Annotated in this window: 13 protein-coding genes; 9 read left to right on the forward strand and 4 right to left on the reverse strand. The window is 71.6% G+C overall.

All coding sequences use genetic code 11. The features are described from left to right. Positions 1–234 precede the first annotated feature (234 nt). Positions 235–2,535 carry a (Fe-S)-binding protein gene (locus AB0C36_RS09790; protein WP_358351852.1) on the reverse strand — a complete coding sequence of 767 codons (2,301 nt, stop codon included), beginning with the start codon at positions 2,533–2,535 and terminating at the stop codon, positions 235–237. Between the two features lie 242 nt (positions 2,536–2,777). Between AB0C36_RS09790 and AB0C36_RS09795 the strand changes: the two genes are divergently transcribed. The 5 genes from AB0C36_RS09795 (at position 2,778) to AB0C36_RS09815 (ending at position 9,058) form a co-directional block, all read left to right on the forward strand. Continuing rightward, on the forward strand, positions 2,778–4,526 hold the full coding sequence (locus tag AB0C36_RS09795) for a hypothetical protein (RefSeq protein ID WP_358351854.1): 1,749 nt from the start codon (positions 2,778–2,780) through the stop codon (positions 4,524–4,526). Positions 4,527–4,830: 304 nt separating this feature from the next. Beyond that, a complete protein-coding gene (dnaK, locus tag AB0C36_RS09800) occupies positions 4,831–6,696 on the forward strand; it encodes a molecular chaperone DnaK (RefSeq protein ID WP_358351856.1) in 1,866 nt (621 codons plus the stop codon). Continuing rightward, a complete protein-coding gene (gene grpE / locus AB0C36_RS09805; protein ID WP_358351859.1) occupies positions 6,693–7,328 on the forward strand; it encodes a nucleotide exchange factor GrpE in 636 nt (211 codons plus the stop codon). The genes dnaK and grpE overlap by 4 nt, the downstream gene beginning before the upstream one ends. A gap of 55 nt (positions 7,329–7,383) precedes the next feature. Continuing rightward, positions 7,384–8,553 carry a molecular chaperone DnaJ gene (gene dnaJ, locus AB0C36_RS09810; RefSeq protein WP_358351862.1) on the forward strand — a complete coding sequence of 390 codons (1,170 nt, stop codon included), beginning with the start codon at positions 7,384–7,386 and terminating at the stop codon, positions 8,551–8,553. Position 8,554: 1 nt separating this feature from the next. Next, positions 8,555–9,058, forward strand: coding sequence for a heat shock protein transcriptional repressor HspR (locus AB0C36_RS09815; protein ID WP_358351864.1), 504 nt, complete (start codon positions 8,555–8,557; stop codon positions 9,056–9,058). 88 nt (positions 9,059–9,146) lie between these two features. Here the strand turns inward: AB0C36_RS09815 and AB0C36_RS09820 are convergent, their stop codons facing one another. Both AB0C36_RS09820 and AB0C36_RS09825 read right to left on the reverse strand, forming a co-directional pair. Next, entirely contained in the window at positions 9,147–12,593 is a 3,447-nt protein-coding gene (locus AB0C36_RS09820) for a hypothetical protein (protein WP_358351866.1), read from the reverse strand. Between the two features lie 166 nt (positions 12,594–12,759). Next, complete coding sequence (locus AB0C36_RS09825; RefSeq protein ID WP_358351869.1) at positions 12,760–13,326, reverse strand: pyridoxamine 5'-phosphate oxidase family protein; 567 nt, start codon at positions 13,324–13,326, stop codon at positions 12,760–12,762. A 231-nt stretch (positions 13,327–13,557) separates the two neighbouring features. Here AB0C36_RS09825 and clpB point away from each other — a divergent pair, with 231 nt between their 5' ends. Both clpB and AB0C36_RS09835 read left to right on the forward strand, forming a co-directional pair. Beyond that, complete coding sequence (gene clpB / locus AB0C36_RS09830; RefSeq protein WP_358351872.1) at positions 13,558–16,176, forward strand: ATP-dependent chaperone ClpB; 2,619 nt, start codon at positions 13,558–13,560, stop codon at positions 16,174–16,176. A gap of 142 nt (positions 16,177–16,318) precedes the next feature. Beyond that, a complete protein-coding gene (locus AB0C36_RS09835; protein WP_358351874.1) occupies positions 16,319–16,891 on the forward strand; it encodes a dihydrofolate reductase family protein in 573 nt (190 codons plus the stop codon). A gap of 31 nt (positions 16,892–16,922) precedes the next feature. On the opposite strand, the gene AB0C36_RS09840 is transcribed toward AB0C36_RS09835, so the two are convergent. Beyond that, entirely contained in the window at positions 16,923–18,305 is a 1,383-nt protein-coding gene (locus AB0C36_RS09840; protein ID WP_358351877.1) for a citrate synthase, read from the reverse strand. A gap of 161 nt (positions 18,306–18,466) precedes the next feature. Between AB0C36_RS09840 and AB0C36_RS09845 the strand changes: the two genes are divergently transcribed. Beyond that, the gene (locus tag AB0C36_RS09845) at positions 18,467–19,663 is read left to right on the forward strand and encodes a citrate synthase (RefSeq protein ID WP_358351880.1); all 1,197 of its coding nucleotides are present in this window, start codon (positions 18,467–18,469) and stop codon (positions 19,661–19,663) included. A gap of 255 nt (positions 19,664–19,918) precedes the next feature. After that, positions 19,919–20,434, forward strand: coding sequence for a SigE family RNA polymerase sigma factor (locus AB0C36_RS09850; protein ID WP_358351883.1), 516 nt, complete (start codon positions 19,919–19,921; stop codon positions 20,432–20,434). The last annotated feature ends 77 nt before the right edge of the window (positions 20,435–20,511 follow it).

The following is a 20,511-nucleotide window of genomic DNA, read 5'->3' on the forward strand; positions in this document are numbered from 1 at the left end:
TACCGGGTGTGCGCCGGGTGGTGTTGTCGTAGGACTGACGTAATTTCGCGGGACGGATTGGTAGATCTGGAGACATCGCCGACGCGCCCGGCCCGGACGCCGAAGCGCCGGGGACCGAGAAGGTCCGCCGGCGCTCCGGATCACCCGACAACCAAAACAACCGCGGTGAAAACGACATCCGCGACGCCCAAGGCAACAGCGACGCCCAAGGCAACAGCGACGTCCGCGCGTCGACTACGACGGCTGCTCGCTCGCAGCCTCCTCGTTCGCGGCCCCGCCGGCCGCCCCGCCCGCGGGCGCCTCCGCCGGTGCCCCGACCAGCTCGGGCACCTTCACCGACTGCAGCAGCAGCTGCGAGACGTCGACGACCTGCGTCGACTCCTTCGCCTGGCCGCTCTGCTTCTTGCCGGTGACCGAGTCGGACAGCATGACGAGGCAGAACGGGCACGCGGTCGAGACGATGTCCGGGTTGAGGGACAGCGCCTCGTCGACGCGCTCGTTGTTGATGCGCTTGCCGATGCGCTCTTCCATCCACATGCGCGCACCGCCCGCGCCACAGCAGAAGCCGCGCTCCTTGTGGCGGTGCATCTCCTCGTTCCGCAGACCCGGCACCCTGGCGATGATCTCGCGCGGCGGTGAGTAGATCTTGTTGTGCCGGCCGAGGTAGCAGGGGTCGTGGTACGTGATCAGGCCCTCGACGGGGCCGACCGGCACCAGACGTCCTTCGTCCACGAGGTGCTGCAGCAGCTGCGTGTGGTGGATGACCTCGAACTTGCCGCCCAGCTGCGGGTACTCGTTCGCGATCGTGTTGAAGCAGTGCGGACAGGTGGTGACGATCCGCTTCTTCGACGCCGGGAGCTTGGTCGACTCGTCCTCGTCGTCCTCGCCGAACGCCATGTTCAGCGTCGCGACGTTCTGCGCGCCGAGCATCTGGAACAGGAACTCGTTGCCCAGGCGGCGGGCGGAGTCACCGGTGCAGGACTCCTCCTTGCCGAGGATCGCGTACTTGACGCCCGCGATGTGCAGCAGTTCGGCGAACGCCTTGGTGGTCTTCTTCGCCCGGTCCTCCAGCGCACCCGCGCAGCCGACCCAGTAGAGGTAGTCGACCTCGGCGGGTTCGATGTCCTCGCCCATGATCGGCACCTCGATGCCGGTCGCCTTCTTGAGCTCCTTGACCCAGTCGAGGCGTGCCTTGGGGGCCAGGCCCCACGGGTTGCCCTTGTTCTCCAGGCCCTTGAGCATCGTGGCGGCCTCGGACGGGAACGCCGACTCGATCAGCACCTGGTAGCGGCGCATGTCGACGATGTGGTCGACGTGCTCGATGTCGACGGGGCACTGCTCGACGCACGCGCCGCACGTGGTGCAGGACCACAGGACGTCCGGGTCGATGATGCCGCCGTCCTCGGCGGTGCCGATCAGCGGACGCTCGGCCTCGGCGAGTGCCGCCGCCGGGACCTTGGCCAGCTGCTCCGAGGTGCCCTTCTCGTCGCCGCCCATGTCCTTGCCGCCACCCGCGAGCAGGTACGGCGCCTTCGCGAACGCGTGCTCGCGCAGCGACATGATGAGCAGCTTCGGGGACAGCGGCTTGCCGGTGTTCCACGCGGGGCACTGCGACTGGCAGCGGCCGCACTCGGTGCAGGTCGCGAAGTCCAGCAGGCCCTTCCACGAGAAGTGCTCGACCTGGCCGACGCCGAAGATGTCGTCGTCCTTCGGGTCCTCGAAGTCGATCTGCTGCCCGCCGGAGGTCATCGGCATGAGCGCGCCGAGCGCCACGCCGCCGTCGGGGTCGCGCTTGAAGTAGATGTTGAAGAACGCCGTGAAGCGGTGCCACGCGACACCCATGTTCGGGTTGACGCCGATGGTGACGGCCCACGCCATCGAGATGACGATCTTGATCATCGCGACGATGTAGATCAGGTTCTCCAGGCTGTCGACCGACAGTCCCTCGAACGCTTTCACCAGCGGGTACGAGAACGGGTAGTGCGCGTTCCACGACGACTCGTCGTTGAGCGCGCCCTCCAGGCCGCGCAGCGTCATGATGCACAGGCCGACCCCGAGCACGACGCCTTCGACGAAGTACGCCTGCCAGAAGGTCGAGCCGGAGAACCGCGACTTGCGGCCGGCCAGGCGCGGGTGGTTGAGCTGGCGGATGACGATCAGGACGAGGATGCCCAGGATCGTCATGAGGCCCATGAACTCCTCGAAGAAGTTCCAGACCACCCAGTGGCCGATGATCGGCAGGTGGAACTCGGCGTCGAAGAGTTGTCCGTACGCGTTCACGAGCGTCAGGATCAGCGCGCCGAAGCCGACCATGACGAACCAGTGCGCGGCTCCGACGATGCCCCACTTGAGCATCCGGGTGTGACCCAGGATCTCCGTGAGCATGGTGGTGAGGCGCTTGCCGACGGGTCCCGAGCGTCCGAGAACCGGTTGGCCGAGCTTGACGTACTGATAGATGTACGCGGCGGCTCGCCCGAGCAGGGCGAAGCCGACAACGCTGATGACCAGCGCTATGACGATGGCGGCGAGCTGCATCGCGGTTCTGCTCCTCCGGTGGGACGTCCCTTCCGGGGCGTGTATCGGCCGTCAGCGTACGGCCGTGCGTAGATCTTACCGACTAGTAACTTATCGGCTGAACGGATGATCTCCATCACTGTCATATGACGACCCGTCAGTTTTCCTGACTTCATGCTGCCATGCCGCGTCGGACGTCCTTGCGCGGGATCCCGGCAGGTGCTGCTCGATCGCGGATATCCGAGCCCACCTACCATCCGCACATGTCCGACCGATCCACTCCTCCACCGCCGCCGTTCCCTCCGCCGCAGCCCGAGCGCCCGCCCGGCCCGCCGCCGCAGTCCCAGCCCGGGTACCCGCAACCGCCTGCGCCATACCCGGGGCAGACCGCGCCCCAGGGCCATCCGGGGTACGCCCCGGACCCGCATGCGAACCCGTATCCGAGCCCGCCTCCCGGCCCGAACGCGTATCCGGGCACGTACCCGAACCAGTACGCCCCCGGCTACGGCCCGCCCCCACCCCAGGGCGGAGGCGGCGGCCGCCGCAAGGTGATCGCCATGGTCGCGGCGGGCGTCGCGCTCGCCCTGGTCGCCGGTCTCGGCGCGTGGTTCGCGCTGGCCGGGGACGACGACGACAAGGCGTCGGCCACCGGCGGCGGTTCGACCGCCGGCCCGGGAGGGCAGCAGACCACCGGTTCCGGTGGAACGCCGCCCAAGGAGTCGGAGGCCAAGGTCGACCTCACCCGCCTGTGGGCCCTGCCCGCGGCGACGTCGGACACGTCGCTGCGCGGCGGCTGGGTCGGCGGCGACAAGGTGTACGTCCTGCGCGAAAAGGACATCACCGTCCACGACCTGGCGACCGGTGCCGAGTCCGCGAAGGTGGCCATGCCGGCCGGCTTCGAGGAGATATGCAGCGTCAAGGACACCCCCGTCGAGGGGGTCGGGCTCTTCGCCTGGGAATCGCCCGACGGCGGCTGCGCCAACGTCACCGCCGTGGACCTCGCCAAGAACACGGTGCTGTGGACGGCGAAGGACCTCTCGGAGGGCCTTTCCTTCGAGGTGGCGATCGGCGCCTACGGTGACCTCGCCGTCCTCGGGGCGGACGACACCGCCGTCGCCGTCGACCTCCGCACCGGCGGCGAACGCTGGCGGTGGCGGGCAAGCTCCGCCACGCCCCCCAGGGGCGGCTCCGGCTGGGACATCTCCGACCTCGCCGTCAGCGCCGACCAGGTGGCCCTGACCCTGCAGTCGTCGGCGTCGGGAGCCGTCAAGTACATCGGCGGCGTCGCGGTGCTCGACCCGGCCAAGGGCACCACCCGCGGATCCACGCAGCTGGCCAACGGCAACGACAGTTGGCCGACCCTGCTCTCGGCCGCGCCGCTCGTCGTGCTCGACGAGTACGACGACCCCAACGCCGACGAGGGTGCGAGCAACCTCGCCAAGGCCCTTGTCCTGGACGGCACCGCGAAGCCCACCGCGGAGATCCCGGTCGGCAAGGACGGCCTGGTACTGGACGAGCGCGGCTTCGACTTCATCGACCCCAACGAGAACCTCGGCGGCGTCCTCGTGCACGGGAACGTCCTGTACACGCAGATGGGCACCGACGAGGACGAGGGGAAGGTCGGAGCATTCGACCTGACCACCGGGAAGCTGATCTGGTCGGCGTCCGTGGGGATGGAAGGCTACGTGCGCATGCTCGAGGCGGACGAGAAGGGCTTCACCCTGCTCGTCGGCGGCAGCAAGTACGACGGCGGTGAGGGCAAGGTGATCCGCTTCGCCGCCGCGGACGGGAAGCCGACGACGGTGCACGTGCTGCGCGCGGGACCCGGCGCGGGATCGGGCGCGGCATCGGGAAGCGGAGCCACGGGAACCGGCCCCACGCGCGCGGCGGACCCGAAGGAAGGCGTCGTCGTGGACCCCGAGGGCCTGGCCGTCGTCCTTCCGGACAACCGCGTGCTGCAGTTCTCCACGAGCGACGCGACCCGTCCCGTGGAGATGTACGGCGCGAGCTGATCAAGAGCTGATCACAAGAACTGATCACAAGTACCGACTCCGGGCGCCGACTCCGAGCGCCGACTCCAAGGGCCGCCCCTGGAGCCGACCCTGAGGATCCGACCCGATCCTCCGGTCGGTCCGGGGGCGGCCCGGAGCGTCGGGTTGATGGTGCTTGACCTGGTTCGCCTACGTGTATGACGCTGCTACAGGCAGTAAAGTTGAGTCAGGAATACTCAAGCGGTTTGACGCCGTTGTATCGGGCGTTCATCCTTGAGCGCGTATCACTCAACACTTCCCCGAGCAGTCCCCTGGAGGCTCCAACATGGCACGTGCGGTCGGAATCGACCTCGGTACGACGAACTCTGTCGTCAGCGTTCTCGAAGGCGGCGAGTCGACCGTCATCACCAACGCGGAGGGGTCCCGGACCACACCGTCCGTGGTGGCCTTCGCGAAGAACGGTGAGGTGCTCGTCGGCGAGGTCGCCAAGCGCCAGGCGGTCACGAACGTCGACCGGACCATCCGTTCGGTCAAGCGTCACATGGGCACGGACTGGTCCGTCGCCATCGACGACAAGAAGTACACCCCGCAGGAGATCAGCGCCCGCATCCTGCAGAAGCTGAAGCGCGACGCCGAGGCGTACCTGGGCGAGAAGGTCACCGACGCGGTGATCACCGTCCCGGCGTACTTCAACGACGCCGAGCGCCAGGCCACCAAGGAGGCCGGCGAGATCGCGGGGCTCAACGTCCTGCGCATCGTCAACGAGCCCACCGCCGCCGCGCTGGCGTACGGCCTCGACAAGGGCGACGAGCAGACCATCCTCGTCTTCGACCTCGGCGGCGGCACCTTCGACGTGTCGCTCCTGGAGATCGGTGACGGCGTCGTCGAGGTCAAGGCGACCAACGGCGACAACCACCTCGGCGGCGACGACTGGGACCAGCGCGTCGTCGACCACCTGGTGAAGCAGTTCCAGAACGCCCACGGCGTGGACCTGGCCAAGGACAAGATGGCGCTGCAGCGCCTGCGCGAGGCGGCGGAGAAGGCCAAGATCGAGCTCTCCAGCTCGACCGAGACCACCATCAACCTCCCCTACATCACCGCGTCGGCCGAGGGCCCGCTGCACCTGGACGAGAAGCTGACCCGCGCGCAGTTCCAGCAGCTGACGCAGGACCTGCTCGACCGCGTCAAGGTGCCGTTCCACAACGTCATCAAGGACGCCGGGATCCAGCTCTCCGAGATCCACCACGTCGTCCTGGTCGGCGGCTCGACCCGGATGCCGGCCGTGGCCGAGGTCGTGCGCGAGCTGACCGGCGGCCGGGAGCCCAACAAGGGCGTCAACCCGGACGAGGTCGTCGCGATCGGCGCCGCGCTCCAGGCCGGTGTCCTCAAGGGCGAGGTCAAGGACGTCCTGCTGCTCGACGTCACCCCGCTGTCCCTCGGCATCGAGACCAAGGGCGGCATCATGACGAGGCTGATCGAGCGCAACACGACGATCCCGACCAAGCGTTCGGAGATCTTCACGACGGCGGACGACAACCAGCCGTCCGTGCAGATCCAGGTCTTCCAGGGCGAGCGCGAGATCGCCCAGTACAACAAGAAGCTCGGCATGTTCGAGCTGACCGGCCTGCCGCCCGCGCCGCGCGGCGTGCCGCAGATCGAAGTCACCTTCGACATCGACGCCAACGGCATCGTCCACGTGTCCGCCAAGGACCTCGGGACAGGCAAGGAGCAGTCGATGACCATCACCGGCGGCTCGGGCCTGCCCAAGGACGACATCTCCCGCATGATGCGCGAGGCCGAGGAGCACGCCGAGGACGACAAGAAGCGCCGCGAGGACGCGGAGACCCGCAACCAAGCGGAGCAGCTCGTCTACACCACCGAGAAGTTCCTCGGCGACAACGGCGACAAGGTCCCGGGCGACGTCAAGACCGAGGTCGAGGCCACCCTCGTCGAGCTGAAGGACGCGCTCAAGGGCGAGGACATCGCCAAGATCCGCGACGCCGCCGAGAAGGTCGCCACCACGAGCCAGAAGCTGGGCTCGGCGATGTACGCCGGCGCGCAGGCGGGCGACGCGGCCGGGGCCGCGGGTGCGGCGGGCGCTTCCGCGGGTAACACTGCGGGGACTCCCGACGATGATGTCGTCGACGCGGAGATCGTCGACGAGGACAAGCGTGAGGGTGGTGCTGCGTGACGGAGGGGACGCACGGCTTCCCCGAGGAGCCGGTGATCCGCGACAAGCGACGGATCGATCCCCAGACCGGTGAGGTCCGATCCACCGCGGCGCAGGAAGGGGCCGCCCGCGAGGGCGGTCCCGCCCCCGCCGAGACCGCGGCGGCCGGCGGCGGCTCCTCGGCCGAGCTGGACGAGGTCCGCAACGCGCTCGCCGAGCGCACGCTCGACCTGCAGCGGCTCCAGGCGGAGTACGCCAACTACCGCAAGCGCGTCGACCGCGACCGCCAGGCGGTGGGCGAGGTGGCCCTGGTCAAGGTGCTCACCGAGCTCCTGCCGGTGCTGGACGACATCGGCCGCGCGCGCGACCACGGCGAACTGGCGGGCGGCTTCAAGTCGGTGGCCGAGTCGCTGGAGTCCATCGTCGCCAAGATGGGCCTGCAGAGCTTCGGCAAGAAGGGCGAGCCCTTCGACCCCGTCGTCCACGAGGCACTGCTGCACAGCTACGCCCCGGACGTGACCGAGCCGACCTGTGTGGAAATCCTCCAGCCCGGCTACCAGTTCCGCGAGCGGGTCATCCGTCCCGCACGCGTCGCGGTGGCCGAGCCGGCGGAGGCGACCGAGGCCCCGGCCTCGGAAGCGGACAGCAGCTGAGCCCGCGCACGGCCGCACGCGACAGACTGACCAGACCGGAGGGAGGCGGGACGCCGTGAGTACCAAGGACTACCTCGAGAAGGACTTCTACAAGGTCCTCGGCGTCCCGAAGGACGCCGGGACCGCGGAGATCAAGAAGGCGTACCGCAAGCTCGCCCGCGAGTACCACCCCGATGCCAACAAGGGTGACGCGAAGGCGGAGGAGCGGTTCAAGGAGATCTCCGAGGCCTACGACGTACTCGCCGACGAGAAGCGGCGCAAGGAGTACGACGAGGCCCGGACCCTGTTCGGCAACGGCGGCTTCCGCCCGCCGGGCGGGGCCGGTGCCGGCGGCTTTCCCTTCGACCTGGGCGACCTGTTCGGGCAGCCCGGAGGGCCGGGCCAGCCGCCCGGCGGTGCCGGGGGCATCGGCGACCTGTTCGGCGGCCTCTTCGGCCGCGCCGGTGCGCGGCAGGCTCCGCCGCGCCGCGGCCAGGACGTCGAGTCCGAGGTCACCCTCAACTTCTCCGACGCGGTGGACGGCGCCACCGTGCCGATCAGGCTCACGAGTTCGGAGCCGTGCCACCACTGCAACGGCACGGGCGCGGCGGCCGGCACCATGCCGCGCGCGTGTCCGACGTGCAGCGGCACCGGGCAGACCAGCCGCAACCAGGGCGGGTTCGCCTTCTCCGAGCCGTGCCGCGACTGCAAGGGGCGCGGGCTGCTCGTCGACGACCCGTGCATCGTGTGCCACGGCTCCGGGCGGGCCCGCAGCGCGCGCACCATGCAGGTGCGGGTGCCCGCGGGCGTGCAGGACGGCCAGCGCATACGCCTGAAGGGCAAGGGCGCCCCCGGCGAACGCGGGGGTCCTGCCGGGGACTTGTACGTCGTCGTGCACGTGCGTCCGCACCCGGTGTTCGGCCGCAAGGGCGACAACCTGACCGTCACCGCCCCGGTGACATTCCCCGAGGCGGTGCTCGGGGCCGAGGTCACCGTGCCCACCCTGGGCGGTACCCCGGTGACGCTCAAACTCCCGGCCGGTACGAAGAACGGCGCGACCCTGCGCGTGCGGGGCCGCGGCGCGGCACGGAAGGACGGCTCGCGCGGCGACCTGCTGGTCACCGTGGAGGTCACCGTCCCGAAGGACCTGGACCCGAAGGCGCTCGAGGCGCTGGAGGCGTACCGGGCCGCGACCGCATCAGTGGACCCGCGCGCCAAACTGATGGAAGCGGCGAAGGGAGCGTGACATGCGAGCGGACGGAGGTCTCCCCGGAGGCCTGCCAGGCGGGTTCCCCGGCGGCCCCTCCGGAGGCCGGTCACCCGGGCGCCGCTACGAACTGAGCGACATCACACCCGTGTACGTCATCTCGGTGGCGGCCCAGCTCTCCGGCCTGCACCCGCAGACACTGCGCCAGTACGACCGCCTCGGCCTGGTCTCGCCGGACCGCACGGCCGGGCGCGGGCGCCGCTACTCGGCGCGCGACATTATGCAACTGCGCGAGGTGCAGCGGCTCTCCCAGGAGGAGGGCATCAACCTCGCCGGCATCAAGCGCATCCTCGAACTGGAGAACCACGTCGAGGCGTTGCGCATGCGCGTCGCCGAACTGGAGGCCGCCGCGGCCGAGGCGGGCGCCGTCCAGGCGCAGCGCGAGGCCGCGGTGCACGCGTCGTACCGCCGGGACCTGGTGAGGGTCCAGCCGCAGGGCACCGCCCTGGTGGTGTGGCGGCCCAAGCGCGGCCGCCAGGACTGACGCGGAAACGACCCGAACAGGCATGCACGTGTGTGGGCCCCGTACCGGACCGGTACGGGGCCCACACACGTTTCGATGCCCTTGGCGGCTACTCGCGCGCCGTCGCCAGCGCTCGGGCGGCGTGGCTGACGTCCGGCGCGGGGTGCGCGCGCAATTCGCGTACCAGGGCGCGCCATTCGGACGACCACCCGGTCAGCGGGCCGGTCTCGCCGGCCAGCGCGAGGGCGAGCAGCCCGGTCGCCACGGTTCGGTCCGCGGCCAACGCGGCGACCGGGGCGAGGAGTTCGTCCGGTGTCACCGGCGCGACGTAGCTCGTGACCCGGGCGCGTAGGCGGCGGCCCGCCCGGAAGGCCAGCAGCGGGCTGTCGGCGCACCGGACCGCGACCGCGCGCAGTCCTGCGGTGATCACGTCCTCGTCGCCGTGCAACGGCACGGCCTCGGCGAGCAATTGCACACCCTCGTACGGGAATCCGCGGTTGTCGGCCAGGTGTTCGGCCAGGCGCCGCACCTCCGCCGCGGTGACGGACGGCGGCTGCTGCCGTGCCCACGCGCGCGTGAGCTTCACGAGGTGGCGGAGCCGCCGCGTGGCGGGCCGGTCCCGACCCGCCACGGCGTCCAGCGGCCCGCCCGCCTCGGCGTGTGCCGCGTCGGCCAACACGTCGACGGTGGCGAGGAATTCGTCCCCCGCGAAGCCGTCCCTGACGAGCCCTTGGATCGCCTCGGCGGCGTCCTTCCACCCCTTGCGCACGGTCAGGTCGCGGACCGCGGCGTGCACGCGCTCGACCTCGCCCGGCGCCCACGGCGACCACCGGGTGAACGCCTGGTACGCGGCCCGCCGCACGGCGGCGTGCTCGTGCCCGCACGTGGTGACCACCAGGGTCGCGAACCGCGCACGGTCACCGGCGGCAAGGTCGAGCGGGTGCACGGCGACGGGCACGGTGGCGACGTCCCGCGGCCCGGCGACGGCGCGTTCGACGACCGCCCAGGAGCTCGGCCGATCCAGACGCGACAGCAGGGCGACCAGGGCCGCGCGCAGGACGTCGCGGTGCACGTCGTCGCGCGTGGCCGTGTCCGCGACGCGCTCGACGCCGTCCGGCACCCCGCGCTCGACCAGGAGCCGCACCGCTTCCTTGCGCACGGTGACCTTGCCGGCCGGTGCGGTCAGCAACGCGTCGAGGAGCGGCCCGAGTTGCGAGGGGGCGACGTAGCGGCTGACGCGACTGGCGGTGTACATCGCCGCGTGCGTGTCGTCGCCGGAGACCCGGGCGAGCAGCACCGGAAGGATCTCGGCGTGCCCCTCCACCCGGGCCGCGCCGGCGAGTACCGCGTCGCGCACGAGGGCGTCGGGGGAGTCGAGGTGGGGCAGCACCAGCGCCCGTCCGGCGCCCGGCACGTGGGCCAGGTCGGCGAGCCAGGCGGCGCGTTCGGTGGCGGGCAGGGTCTCGTCGGTGACCTGCGCCGCGGCGAGCCGGGCGTACGCCTCGCGCTGTCGGGGCAGCAGGCGTGCGGTGTCGCGACCGATGCGGGGTACCCAGACGTCGGACGCGGGGGCGAAGCGGCCCTGCGGCCGTTGGCCGGTGAGGTAGGGGTCGAGCAGGTCGGTGCGGCGGCGCAGCACCGCGTCGCGTACCGAAGGCAGTGTGAACGTGGACGGATCGGCGGCCAGGACCTCCGCGGTGCGCGCGTCGCGGTGCCGCGGGTCGGCGAGCCGGTGCGGGACCGCGGACGAGACGACGCTTGTGTCGCCGAGCCGTACGGCCTCCTCCAGCAGGTCCTGGAGCGCGTCGATCTCCCAGCCCTTCCGGCCGAGTTGGCCGGCGAGCGCGAGGGTGGGCGCGTAGTCGCGCCGGTCGGCGGCGGCCCGGACGGCCGGCAGCAGGGCGTCGAAGACCTGTGTCTCGATGCCGCGGAGGCATTCGTTCGGGACCCAGAAGTCCTTGGCGACCGAGGGCTGCCCCAGGGTCCGCCGGGCCCATTCGGCCAATTGCGAGTCGCCCTCGGCCGACCGACGGTCGGCTCCGGGCGATTGCCGGTCGCCGTCGGCCGCCCGCCGGGAGTCGGCGGCCCCGGCACGCCTGGTCACGTCTGCCAGGATCTCGGCGGCCAGTGACTGGAGCCTGGTGCGGGTCGCCCAGGACAGGTCGACGGCCTCGAACGCGTGGTGGCCGAGGACGTCCAGGGCATCTGCGGCCTCGTCGGTGAACAACCAGCGCGGGACGTCGTCGAGCGCGTCGAACACCGCGGACCGCACCGGGTCCTGGTCCTTGCGCACCCGTTCGAGGTCCTCGGTGAGGGCCGCGGCGAAGCGCCGGGGGTCGCGGGTGCGGGCGGCGCACCCGATCAGTGCGCGGTACCCGTTCGCGCGGTCGTACGCGTCGGGGCGGCGGCACTCGGCGAGCAGTTCCCCGCGCACTTCGTCGTACGGCAGTTGGGCGAGCATGTGCTGCCGTGCGTCGGTGTCGTCCTCTGCCTCGGCCACCGCGAGCATGCGGCGTGCCTCGGCGATGCGCCGTGCGGTGGGCAGGAGTTCGAGGACGTCCTCGTCGATCTCCCATTGGGACAGGTCGACATCCGCGTGGACCGCGTCGAAGAACGCCTCGCGGGCGCTCGGCGGGAAGGCGCGCAGCAGGGATGTGAACAGGGCCTCGTTGTCGCGCACGGCCCGCCCGAGGTCGGCCAGGTTCTCCGTCGCGGCGGCGGCGAGGCGGTGGGCCACGCCGCGGGACAGGGCGGGACCGTGGTGGCCGGCGCGGATGAGCACGTCGACCGTGCGGCGCGGGTCGGCGGCGACGAGCAGGTGCAGCCGGGGGGCGACACCCCAAGGCATCATGCCCTGTCGGGTATGGCGTTCCAGCAGATCCAGTACGCGAAGCGGTCGGCTCTCCGCGGCGATTCCCACCGCCTGGCCGTGCCGCTGCCACCACGCCGCGCGCAACGAGGCGGGCAGGTCGGAGAGTTCGCGGTCGGCGGCGTCGAGGACGAGGTCGGGCGTACGCCGTGCGAGCGCGCGCGAGAGCGTGGGGGTGAACGGGAGCACAGGCAGGACGGCCGCCGCGGCGTCGGGCGAGCAGGCGGGCAGCAGCACCGCGGCCTCGTCGGGGCCGTAGGCCGCCGCGATGTCGCCCACGATGCGGTCGGCGAGAGCCGTACGCCGGCCGCGTCGGATCGCGCGGTACACCTCGGACCTGAGTATCTGGGGTGCGTCGTCGAGGAGTTCTGCCAGGGCGTCGTCCGGAACCGGCATCTTGGCGGCGGAGCGGACGGCCCAGCGCGCGAGGTCCGGTTCGGGGGCGTGCAGGGCGGCGGTCACGAACGCGGTGTCCGCGACCGAGATGGCCATGTGCAGGGCGGTCTCGCGCCCGAAGCGGTCCATGGCCCACAATTCGGCCAGGACGTCGGTGAGTTCGCCGGTCCGGGCGAGCTGCCGCGCGGTGTCGCGGGCGAGGCCGCGCCGTCCGGCGTATGGCAGGGCGTCGAGTGCCTCGAGGAGTTGCCTGACATGGTCGGCCGAGGACTGCGCTTGGGTGGGTGCCATCGGCCAAGTATCCGCAGCGGGCCGCGCGCGGTCGCGGGGATTTTCCCTCAGGCAGAGGCCGAGGCGCATGCTCAGGTCCGGGCCGGCACGCACGCCCGGGCCGCCGCGCGTGCCCACGCCAACGCTCAGTTCGAGGCTCAGGCCGAGGCGCCGGGGCTCGTGCCGGTCAGCCGCGTCCCATCGTGCGGTCGACGCGGATCTCGATCACGACGCGCAGCGGATTGGCGGACGGCGGGCGGTAGCGGGCGGCGTACCGGCGCTCGGCGTCGGCTATCGACGCGGGGTCGTCGCGCAGCACGGCGGTACCCTCCAGCGTCGCCCAGCGGCGCCCGTCTATCTGGCACAGCGCGACGCGCATGCCGGACGGGCCTGCCGCCCGTATGTTCCGCGCCTTGCGGCTGTCGCGGCCGGTGATGACCCGGGCGATGCCGGTCTCCGGGTCGAAGGTCGCGCCGACCGGGACCACGTGCGGGGTGCCGTTGGGACGGAGTGTGGTGAGCGTGCACAGGTGGTATTCGCGCCAGAAAGCGAGGTACGCCTCGTCGAGCGTCGCGGCGAATGCGCTCGGCGGCATGTCCGGCAGCGGCGTCGGCAGCAGCGTCGGACCCGCCGCCGGTATCCGTACGGGCGCCGTCACGGGGGCCGCGGGCGCGACCGGGTGCGGGGTGACGGGGCGCGGGATGACAGGGCGCGGGCTGGTGAGCGGTGTCGATGTGGGGCCGGCAGCGGTCATGCCCCGACGGTAGCCGCCGTGAAACCGGGCCTGATCTGCGGGGTCGAATCGCCCCTGCGGAAAGTTGAGTGGAATAGACTCAACTTTGTCACCGTTGACTCCGGTGGGCCGCCCGGGAAGCGAACGCACCATGCCGCCGCGCCGGAACGCCCCGGGAAATGCCGTAGGAACGTCGCAGTCGCACAGAGAAGTAGCAGAGAACCGTCGTAGCGAAGGAGTCGCAGCGCGCACATGGATGCCAACAAGCTCACCACGAAGGCCGCGGAGGGTCTTTCCACTGCCGTACGCAAGGCGGCGGCGTCCGGGCACCCCCAGGTGGAGCCCGCGCATCTGTTGCTGGCCCTGCTCGAACAGCCCGAGGGCACCGCGCTTCCGCTGCTCGCCGCACTCGGCGTCGAGCCGTCGCGCGTGAAGGTCGCCGCCGAGCAGGTGCTCGACCGGATGCCGCGGGCGCAGGGCTCGACGGTGGCCGCGCCGCAGCTCGCGCGCGAGACGCTGGCCGCCCTGAACGACGCGGGCGAGCGCGCGCAGGCGCTCGGCGACGCGTACGTCTCCACCGAGCACCTCCTCGTCGGCATCGCCGAGACGGGCGGTGCGGTGGGCGAGGCGCTGCGGGCGCAGGGGGCCACGCCGCAGGCGCTGCTCGACGCGTTCACCAAGGTGCGCGGCAGCGCGCGCGTGACGTCCCAGGACCCGGAGAGCACGTACCAGGCACTGGAGAAGTACGGCCGCGACCTGACCGAGGAGGCGCGCGACGGCAAGCTCGACCCGGTCATCGGGCGCGACGCGGAGATCCGCCGCGTCGTGCAGGTGCTGTCCCGGCGGACCAAGAACAACCCGGTCCTGATCGGCGAGCCCGGCGTCGGCAAGACCGCCGTCGTCGAGGGTCTGGCCCGGCGCATCGTGGCGGGCGACGTCCCCGAATCGCTGCGCGGCAAGCGGCTGATCGCCCTCGACCTCGGTGCGATGGTCGCGGGCGCGAAGTACCGCGGCGAGTTCGAGGAGCGGCTCAAGGCCGTCCTGACCGAGATCAAGGACAGCGACGGCGAGGTCGTCACCTTCATCGACGAACTGCACACCGTGGTGGGTGCGGGTGCCACCGGCGACTCCGCGATGGACGCCGGCAACATGCTCAAGCCGATGCTCGCGCGCGGCGAACTGCGCCTGGTCGGCGCCACCACCCTCGACGAGTACCGCAAGCACATCGAGAAGGACCCCGCCCTCGAACGCCGTTTCCAGCAGGTGCTGGTGGGCGAGCCGAGCGTCGAGGACACCATCGCGATCCTGCGCGGCCTCAAGAGCCGGTACGAGGCGCACCACCAGGTGCAGATCGCCGACTCCGCGCTGGTGGCCGCCGCGACGCTCTCCGACCGCTACATCACCGCGCGCTTCCTGCCCGACAAGGCGATCGACCTCGTCGACGAGGCCGCCTCGCGCCTGCGCATGGAGATCGACTCGTCCCCCGTCGAGATCGACGAGCTCCAGCGCTCGGTGGACCGGCTGCACATGGAGGAGCTGGCGCTCGCCAAGGAGTCCGACCCGGCCGGCAAGGAGCGCCTGGAGAAGATCCGCCGCGACCTCGCCGACCGGCAGGAGCAGTTGAGCGCCCTGACCGCCCGCTGGCAGCAGGAGAAGGCCGGGCTCAACAAGGTCGGTGAGCTGAAGAAGCAGCTCGACGACCTGCGCGGCGAGGCCGAACGCGCGCAGCGCGACGGCGACTTCGAGACCGCGTCCAAGCTCATGTACGCCCAGATCCCCACCCTTGAGCGCGAACTCGCCGAGGCCTCGCACACCGCCGAGACCGCCGCCGCCACCGCGTCGATGGTCAAGGAGGAGGTCGGCCCGGACGACGTCGCCGACGTCGTGTCGTCCTGGACCGGCATTCCGGCGGGCCGCCTTCTGGAAGGCGAGCGCGGCAAGCTGCTGCGCATGGAGGAGGAGATCGGCAAGCGCCTCATCGGCCAGACCACCGCGGTCGCGGCCGTCTCCGACGCGGTACGCCGGGCGCGGTCCGGCATCGCCGACCCCGACCGCCCCACCGGCTCGTTCCTGTTCCTCGGCCCGACCGGCGTCGGCAAGACCGAACTGGCCAAGTCGCTGGCGGACTTCCTGTTCGACGACGAGCGCGCGATGGTGCGCGTCGACATGAGCGAGTACGCCGAGAAGCACTCGGTGGCCCGCCTCGTCGGCGCGCCGCCCGGGTACGTCGGCTACGAGGAGGGCGGGCAGCTCACCGAGGCGGTGCGGCGCAGGCCGTACACGATCGTGCTGCTCGACGAGGTGGAGAAGGCGCACCCCGAGGTCTTCGACATCCTGCTCCAGGTGCTCGACGACGGGCGTCTGACGGACGGTCAGGGCCGCACGGTGGACTTCCGCAACACGGTGCTGATCCTGACCTCGAACCTCGGCTCGCAGTTCCTCGTCGACCAGACCCTGGACCCCGCGGACCAGCGGGCCCGCGTCCTGGAGGTCGTACGGGCGTCGTTCAAGCCGGAGTTCCTGAACCGGCTCGACGACGTGGTGGTCTTCGACGCCCTCGGCACCGACGAACTCGCGCACATCGTGGACCTGTCGGTGGCCCGGCTGGGGCAGCGGCTGGCCGACCGGCGCATCACCCTCACCGTCACCGCGGCGGCCCGCGAGTGGCTGGCCCTGACCGGGTACGACCCGGCGTACGGCGCCCGCCCGCTCCGCCGCCTCGTGCAGACCTCGATCGGCGACCAACTCGCCCGCGAGCTGCTCGCCGGGGAGGTCGCGGACGGCGACACCGTGGTCGTGGACCTGGACGAGGCCCGCGACAAGTTGTCCGTCGTCGCGGAGAAGGCGGCGGCGACCGCGAAGACTCTCTGAGTTTCGCTCTGGGGCGCTGCCGTCCCCTGCGGCCCGGTCGTGAGATTTTCTCCGACGGGGACCGATGAGTTTCCGTCGGCCGACCGGTCGAACCATTTGCCGACCGCAGCACCCGATATGACAGAGACATTGGAGACCCGCAATGCGCACCCTCATCAGCACCGCTTTCGTCTCGCTGGACGGCGTCGTGGAGGCGCCGGGCGGTGAGGCCGGGTACCGGAACGCGGGATGGACCTTCAAGGACGTCGAGTTCCTGCCGGAGGCCTTCGAGATCAAGGGCCGGGAGCAGCAGGAGGCCACCGCAATGCTGCTGGGCCGCGTCAGCTACGAGGCGTTCAGCCCCGTGTGGCCCGGCATGGAGGACTTCGCGGAGTACAAGGACATGCCCAAGTACGTGGTCTCGACCACGCTCGGCGACGCCGACCTGGTGTCGGACTGGGGGAAGACCACGATCCTGCGCTCGCTCGACGAGGTGGCGGCGCTGAAGGAGACGGAGGGCGGGCCGATCATCATGCACGGCAGCGCCACGCTGAACCGGGCGCTGTCCGACGCGGGCCTGATCGACCGCTACCACCTGCTGGTCTTCCCGGTGCTCCTGGGCGCGGGCAAGCGCCTGTTCAGCGGCACCGACAAGGACCGGCAGAACCTGAAGCTGATCGAGCACGAGGCGTACGCCAACGGCCTGCAGAAGAACGTCTTCGACGTCGTCCGCTGACACCCGGGGCCGGGTGGGGCGCGGCGGCTCCTCACTCCGGCCGCGGTCCGGTGTACGTGCCGGTCGGGCGGAAGCGGTGCGGCTTGGCCTGGTACTCCTCCAGGGCGTGCGCGATCCAGCCCGCGGTACGCCCGACCACGAAGACGCCCTCGCCCGCGTCGGCCGGCATCGCGCAGGCCAGGGCGAGGGCGGCGAGCGCCAGGTCGATGTTGGGCCGCAGCGCGGGGCGCCGGGACATGACCTCGGCGAGGTCGTCGAGGGTGCGCACGACCGCCGCCGCCTCCGGGATCTCCCGGAGGAACCCCAGCAGCTCGCGGGCCCGGACGTCCCCCTGGCGGTAGACGCCGACCTCCTGGCCGAAGCCGGGGACCGGGATGCGTGAACGCAGGCGCTCCGAGACGACGGCCGCCGGGTCGCCCGAGGCGTGCGCCTCGGCGAGCAGCCGATAGGCCAGCGCGCTGGCGAGGCCGTGATGCGGTCCGTCGACCGCGCCCAGGCCGGCCTGCACGACCGAGTACGGGTCGGCGCGTACCGACGCCGCGATCCGGGCGGCGGTGGTGGACGCCGCGAGCCCGTGGTCGGCGGTGAGCACCAGGGCCGCGTCCAGGGCGGCGAGTGTCGCGGGCGACGACGGCCGCACGGTCAGCCGGGGCCACAGCCGTTCGGCCAGCGAGGTCGGGGGAGCGGAGGTCGGGGGATCAGACGTCGCGGGAACGGATGTCGCGGGAACGGACGTCGGGGGCTCGGCCGCGGGTGGTGCGGTCCCCACGAGGGGGAGGGCCTCGACCATCGTGGCGAGGAGTGAACCGGCGGTGGCGGTCACGGAGTCCGCGTCGGTGGCGTACCGCAGCGGGTCCACAGCCGCGGCCGAGGCGACCGCGACCCGCATACGGTCGATGGTGCGTGCGGCAGCGGGCAGCGTGCCGACGGCTGCTCGGGCAACCGCCAGGGAGGCGGGGTCCGCCTCGAACACCTCGTCGGCGTCCAGGGCTTCGCTCCACAGCCAGGCCGCGACCGACTCGAAACCGTGGGTGCGCACCAGCCGCGAGACCGGTGCGCCCCGGTAGAACAGGTCGTCGTCGCGGATGAGCGTGAGGGCGGTGCGGACCTCCTCCAGCGCCGGGGAGCCGCCGCGGCCGCGGCCCGCGCGCCGGGCCACGGCGTCCACCTCGTCGGGCGCGAACAGGCTGGTCCGGCCGTCCTCCGCGCGCACGCTGGTCAGCAGTCCACGGCTGACGTACGCGTAGACCGTCTCGACCTTGACCCCCAGGCGCCGCGCGACCGCGTCCGCGGTGAGCCGGTGCGCCGACGGTCCTTCAGGCTGCCCTCCCGACGGTGCTCCCGACAGTGCGCCCGGCTGTCCTCCGCGTGGTGCTCCGGACCGTCCTCCGGGCTGTCCTTCGGTGGAAACCATGACTTCAGGGTCTCATATTGACTCGATCAATGTTGACGTTCTCAAGGTTGACCGGGAGAGTCGCAAGTACCCGCGGAAGCAGCGGGATTCGCCCAGGACCCGCCCGCCGCGCCGACCCGGCCCGCAGGGCGGGATCCGCCACCGGAACCCAAGGGGTCGCCATGACTGCCACCGCAGGACCGGCCGCCGCATCGCCCTCCGGACCGCGCCGCGACACGATCGTCGAGGTGCCGCGCGGACTCGCCGGGGTCGTCGTCACCGACACCTCGATCGGCGACGTACGCGGCCGCGAGGGCTTCTACCACTACCGCGAGTACTCCGCCGTCGACCTGGCCGAGCACCGCGCGTTCGAGGACGTGTGGCATCTGATGCTGCGCGGCACGCTGCCGGACGCCGTCGAGCGGGCCCGGTTCGCCCGGGAGGCCGCGCCGCTGCGCCGCGTACCGGACGGCGTGCTGCCGCTGCTGGCGCCGGTCGCCGACGCGACGCGCGACGACGGTCCCCTCGCCGGGGTGAAGGCGCTGCTGCCGCTGGTCGGCGCCGCCTACGGCATGCGCCCGCTGTACGACGCGACACCGCGCCGCCGCCAGGACGAGGCACTCGCGCTGGCCGCCCTCGTGCCGACGCTGATCGCCGCGCTCCACCGGCTCCAGCGGGGCGAGCGGCCGCTCGAACCGCGCGACGACCTCGGCTATGCCGCCAACTACCTCTACCTGGTGACCGGCACCGAGCCGGACGCCGCCCGGGCCAAGGCCGTCGAGGCGTACCTGGTGTCGACGATCGACCACGGCTTCAACGCCTCGACCTTCACCGGCCGCGTCATCGCGTCCACCGGCGCCGACCTGGCGTCGTGTGTCGCGGGAGCGCTCGGCGCGCTGACCGGGCCGCTGCACGGCGGCGCCCCCAGCCGCGCGCTCGACACGCTGGACGCCATCGGCACGCCCGACCGGGCACGGGCGTGGATCACCGACCGGGTCCTGGCCGGCGAGCGCATCATGGGCTTCGGCCACCCGGTGTACCGGACCGAGGACCCGCGGGCCCGCATGCTGCGCGGCATCGCGTACGAACTCGGGGGCCCGCTGGTGGACTTCGCCGCGCAGGTCGAGCGCGAGGTGGTCGCCGTGCTCGCGGACCTCAAGCCCGGCCGCGAACTGCACACCAACGTCGAGTTCTGGGCGGGGGTCGTGATGGAGCTGTGCGGGCTGCCGCGCGGCATGTTCACCCCGACGTTCGCGGCGAGCCGCGTGGTGGGCTGGACCACGCACGCGCTCGAGCAGGCGGCCGACTCCAAGATCATCCGTCCGGCCGCGCGGTACGTCGGGGCGCCCGCCCCGCAGCGCGTCCCGGCTCTGACCTGACCTGACCTGACCTGACCTGACCTTGCCTGACCTGACCTTGCCTGGCCTGACCTTGCCTGGCCTTGCCTTGCCTGGCCTTGCCGGACCCGCCCACCTGACGCCGTCCGGCCGCCGCCTATGGGCGTCTGACGAAATGTCCGGTAGAAAGTCGCTCCGGACTGCGTCCGGAAGCCGTTCGGAATAAGTTTCCGACGAGGTGTAACGCGATCGGGTGCCCGCGGACTCTCCCATGCGTACGACCAAAGGGGAGGGTCTGTGGCGAGCACGGGGAAAGCGGCGGCGGAGGCGGACTATCTCGAGTTCGCCGCCGCACGCAGCAGCGCCTTGTTCCGCATCGCATGCCTGCTGACCGGCGACTGGCACCTGGCCGAGGACCTGGTGCAGGAGACGCTCGGCAAGGTGTACGTGTCGTGGCGCCGCGTCAGCGCGGCCGACTCGCCGTCCGCCTATGCCGACGCCATCCTCGTTCGGACGTTTCTGTCGTATCGCCGCAAACGCAGTTCGAGCGAGACACCGACCGGCGCGCTGCCGGACCACGGTTATGCCGCGGACGATCCCGGCCTGCGGCTCACGCTGCTCGACGGGCTCGCCCGACTGCCGGAGCGCGACCGGGCGGTGCTGATCCTGCGCTATTGGGAGGACCGGTCGGTCGACGAGGCGGCGGAGGTCCTCCGCATGTCGCCGGGGACCGTACGCGTGCGCTCGCTGCGTGCGCTGCGTCGCCTCCGCCGCCTGCTCGGCGACCAGTTGCCGCAACTCGCCGAGTGCTGACCGGGCTGCCGCCGCGCGCCCGCCACCCCCTCCAGCCCACCCCATCGGAACCTCAGCTGACCGGCGAACCCGGAGAA

The sequence above is a fragment of the Streptodolium elevatio genome, assembly GCF_040649515.1.
Lineage (GTDB): Bacteria > Actinomycetota > Actinomycetes > Streptomycetales > Streptomycetaceae > Yinghuangia > Yinghuangia elevatio.

Excerpts from the sequence above, each read along its gene's own strand:
- AB0C36_RS09790 (WP_358351852.1), bottom strand. The coding sequence starts at position 2,535 with ATGCAGCTCGCCGCCATCGTCATAGCGCTGGTCATCAGCGTTGTCGGC.
- AB0C36_RS09835 (WP_358351874.1), top strand. The coding sequence starts at position 16,319 with ATGCGCACCCTCATCAGCACCGCTTTCGTCTCGCTGGACGGCGTCGTG.
- AB0C36_RS09815 (WP_358351864.1), top strand. The coding sequence starts at position 8,555 with ATGCGAGCGGACGGAGGTCTCCCCGGAGGCCTGCCAGGCGGGTTCCCC.
- clpB (WP_358351872.1), top strand. The coding sequence starts at position 13,558 with ATGGATGCCAACAAGCTCACCACGAAGGCCGCGGAGGGTCTTTCCACT.
- dnaK (WP_358351856.1), top strand. The coding sequence starts at position 4,831 with ATGGCACGTGCGGTCGGAATCGACCTCGGTACGACGAACTCTGTCGTC.
- AB0C36_RS09840 (WP_358351877.1), bottom strand. The coding sequence starts at position 18,305 with ATGGTTTCCACCGAAGGACAGCCCGGAGGACGGTCCGGAGCACCACGC.
- AB0C36_RS09845 (WP_358351880.1), top strand. The coding sequence starts at position 18,467 with ATGACTGCCACCGCAGGACCGGCCGCCGCATCGCCCTCCGGACCGCGC.
- AB0C36_RS09795 (WP_358351854.1), top strand. The coding sequence starts at position 2,778 with ATGTCCGACCGATCCACTCCTCCACCGCCGCCGTTCCCTCCGCCGCAG.
- AB0C36_RS09820 (WP_358351866.1), bottom strand. The coding sequence starts at position 12,593 with ATGGCACCCACCCAAGCGCAGTCCTCGGCCGACCATGTCAGGCAACTC.
- AB0C36_RS09825 (WP_358351869.1), bottom strand. The coding sequence starts at position 13,326 with ATGACCGCTGCCGGCCCCACATCGACACCGCTCACCAGCCCGCGCCCT.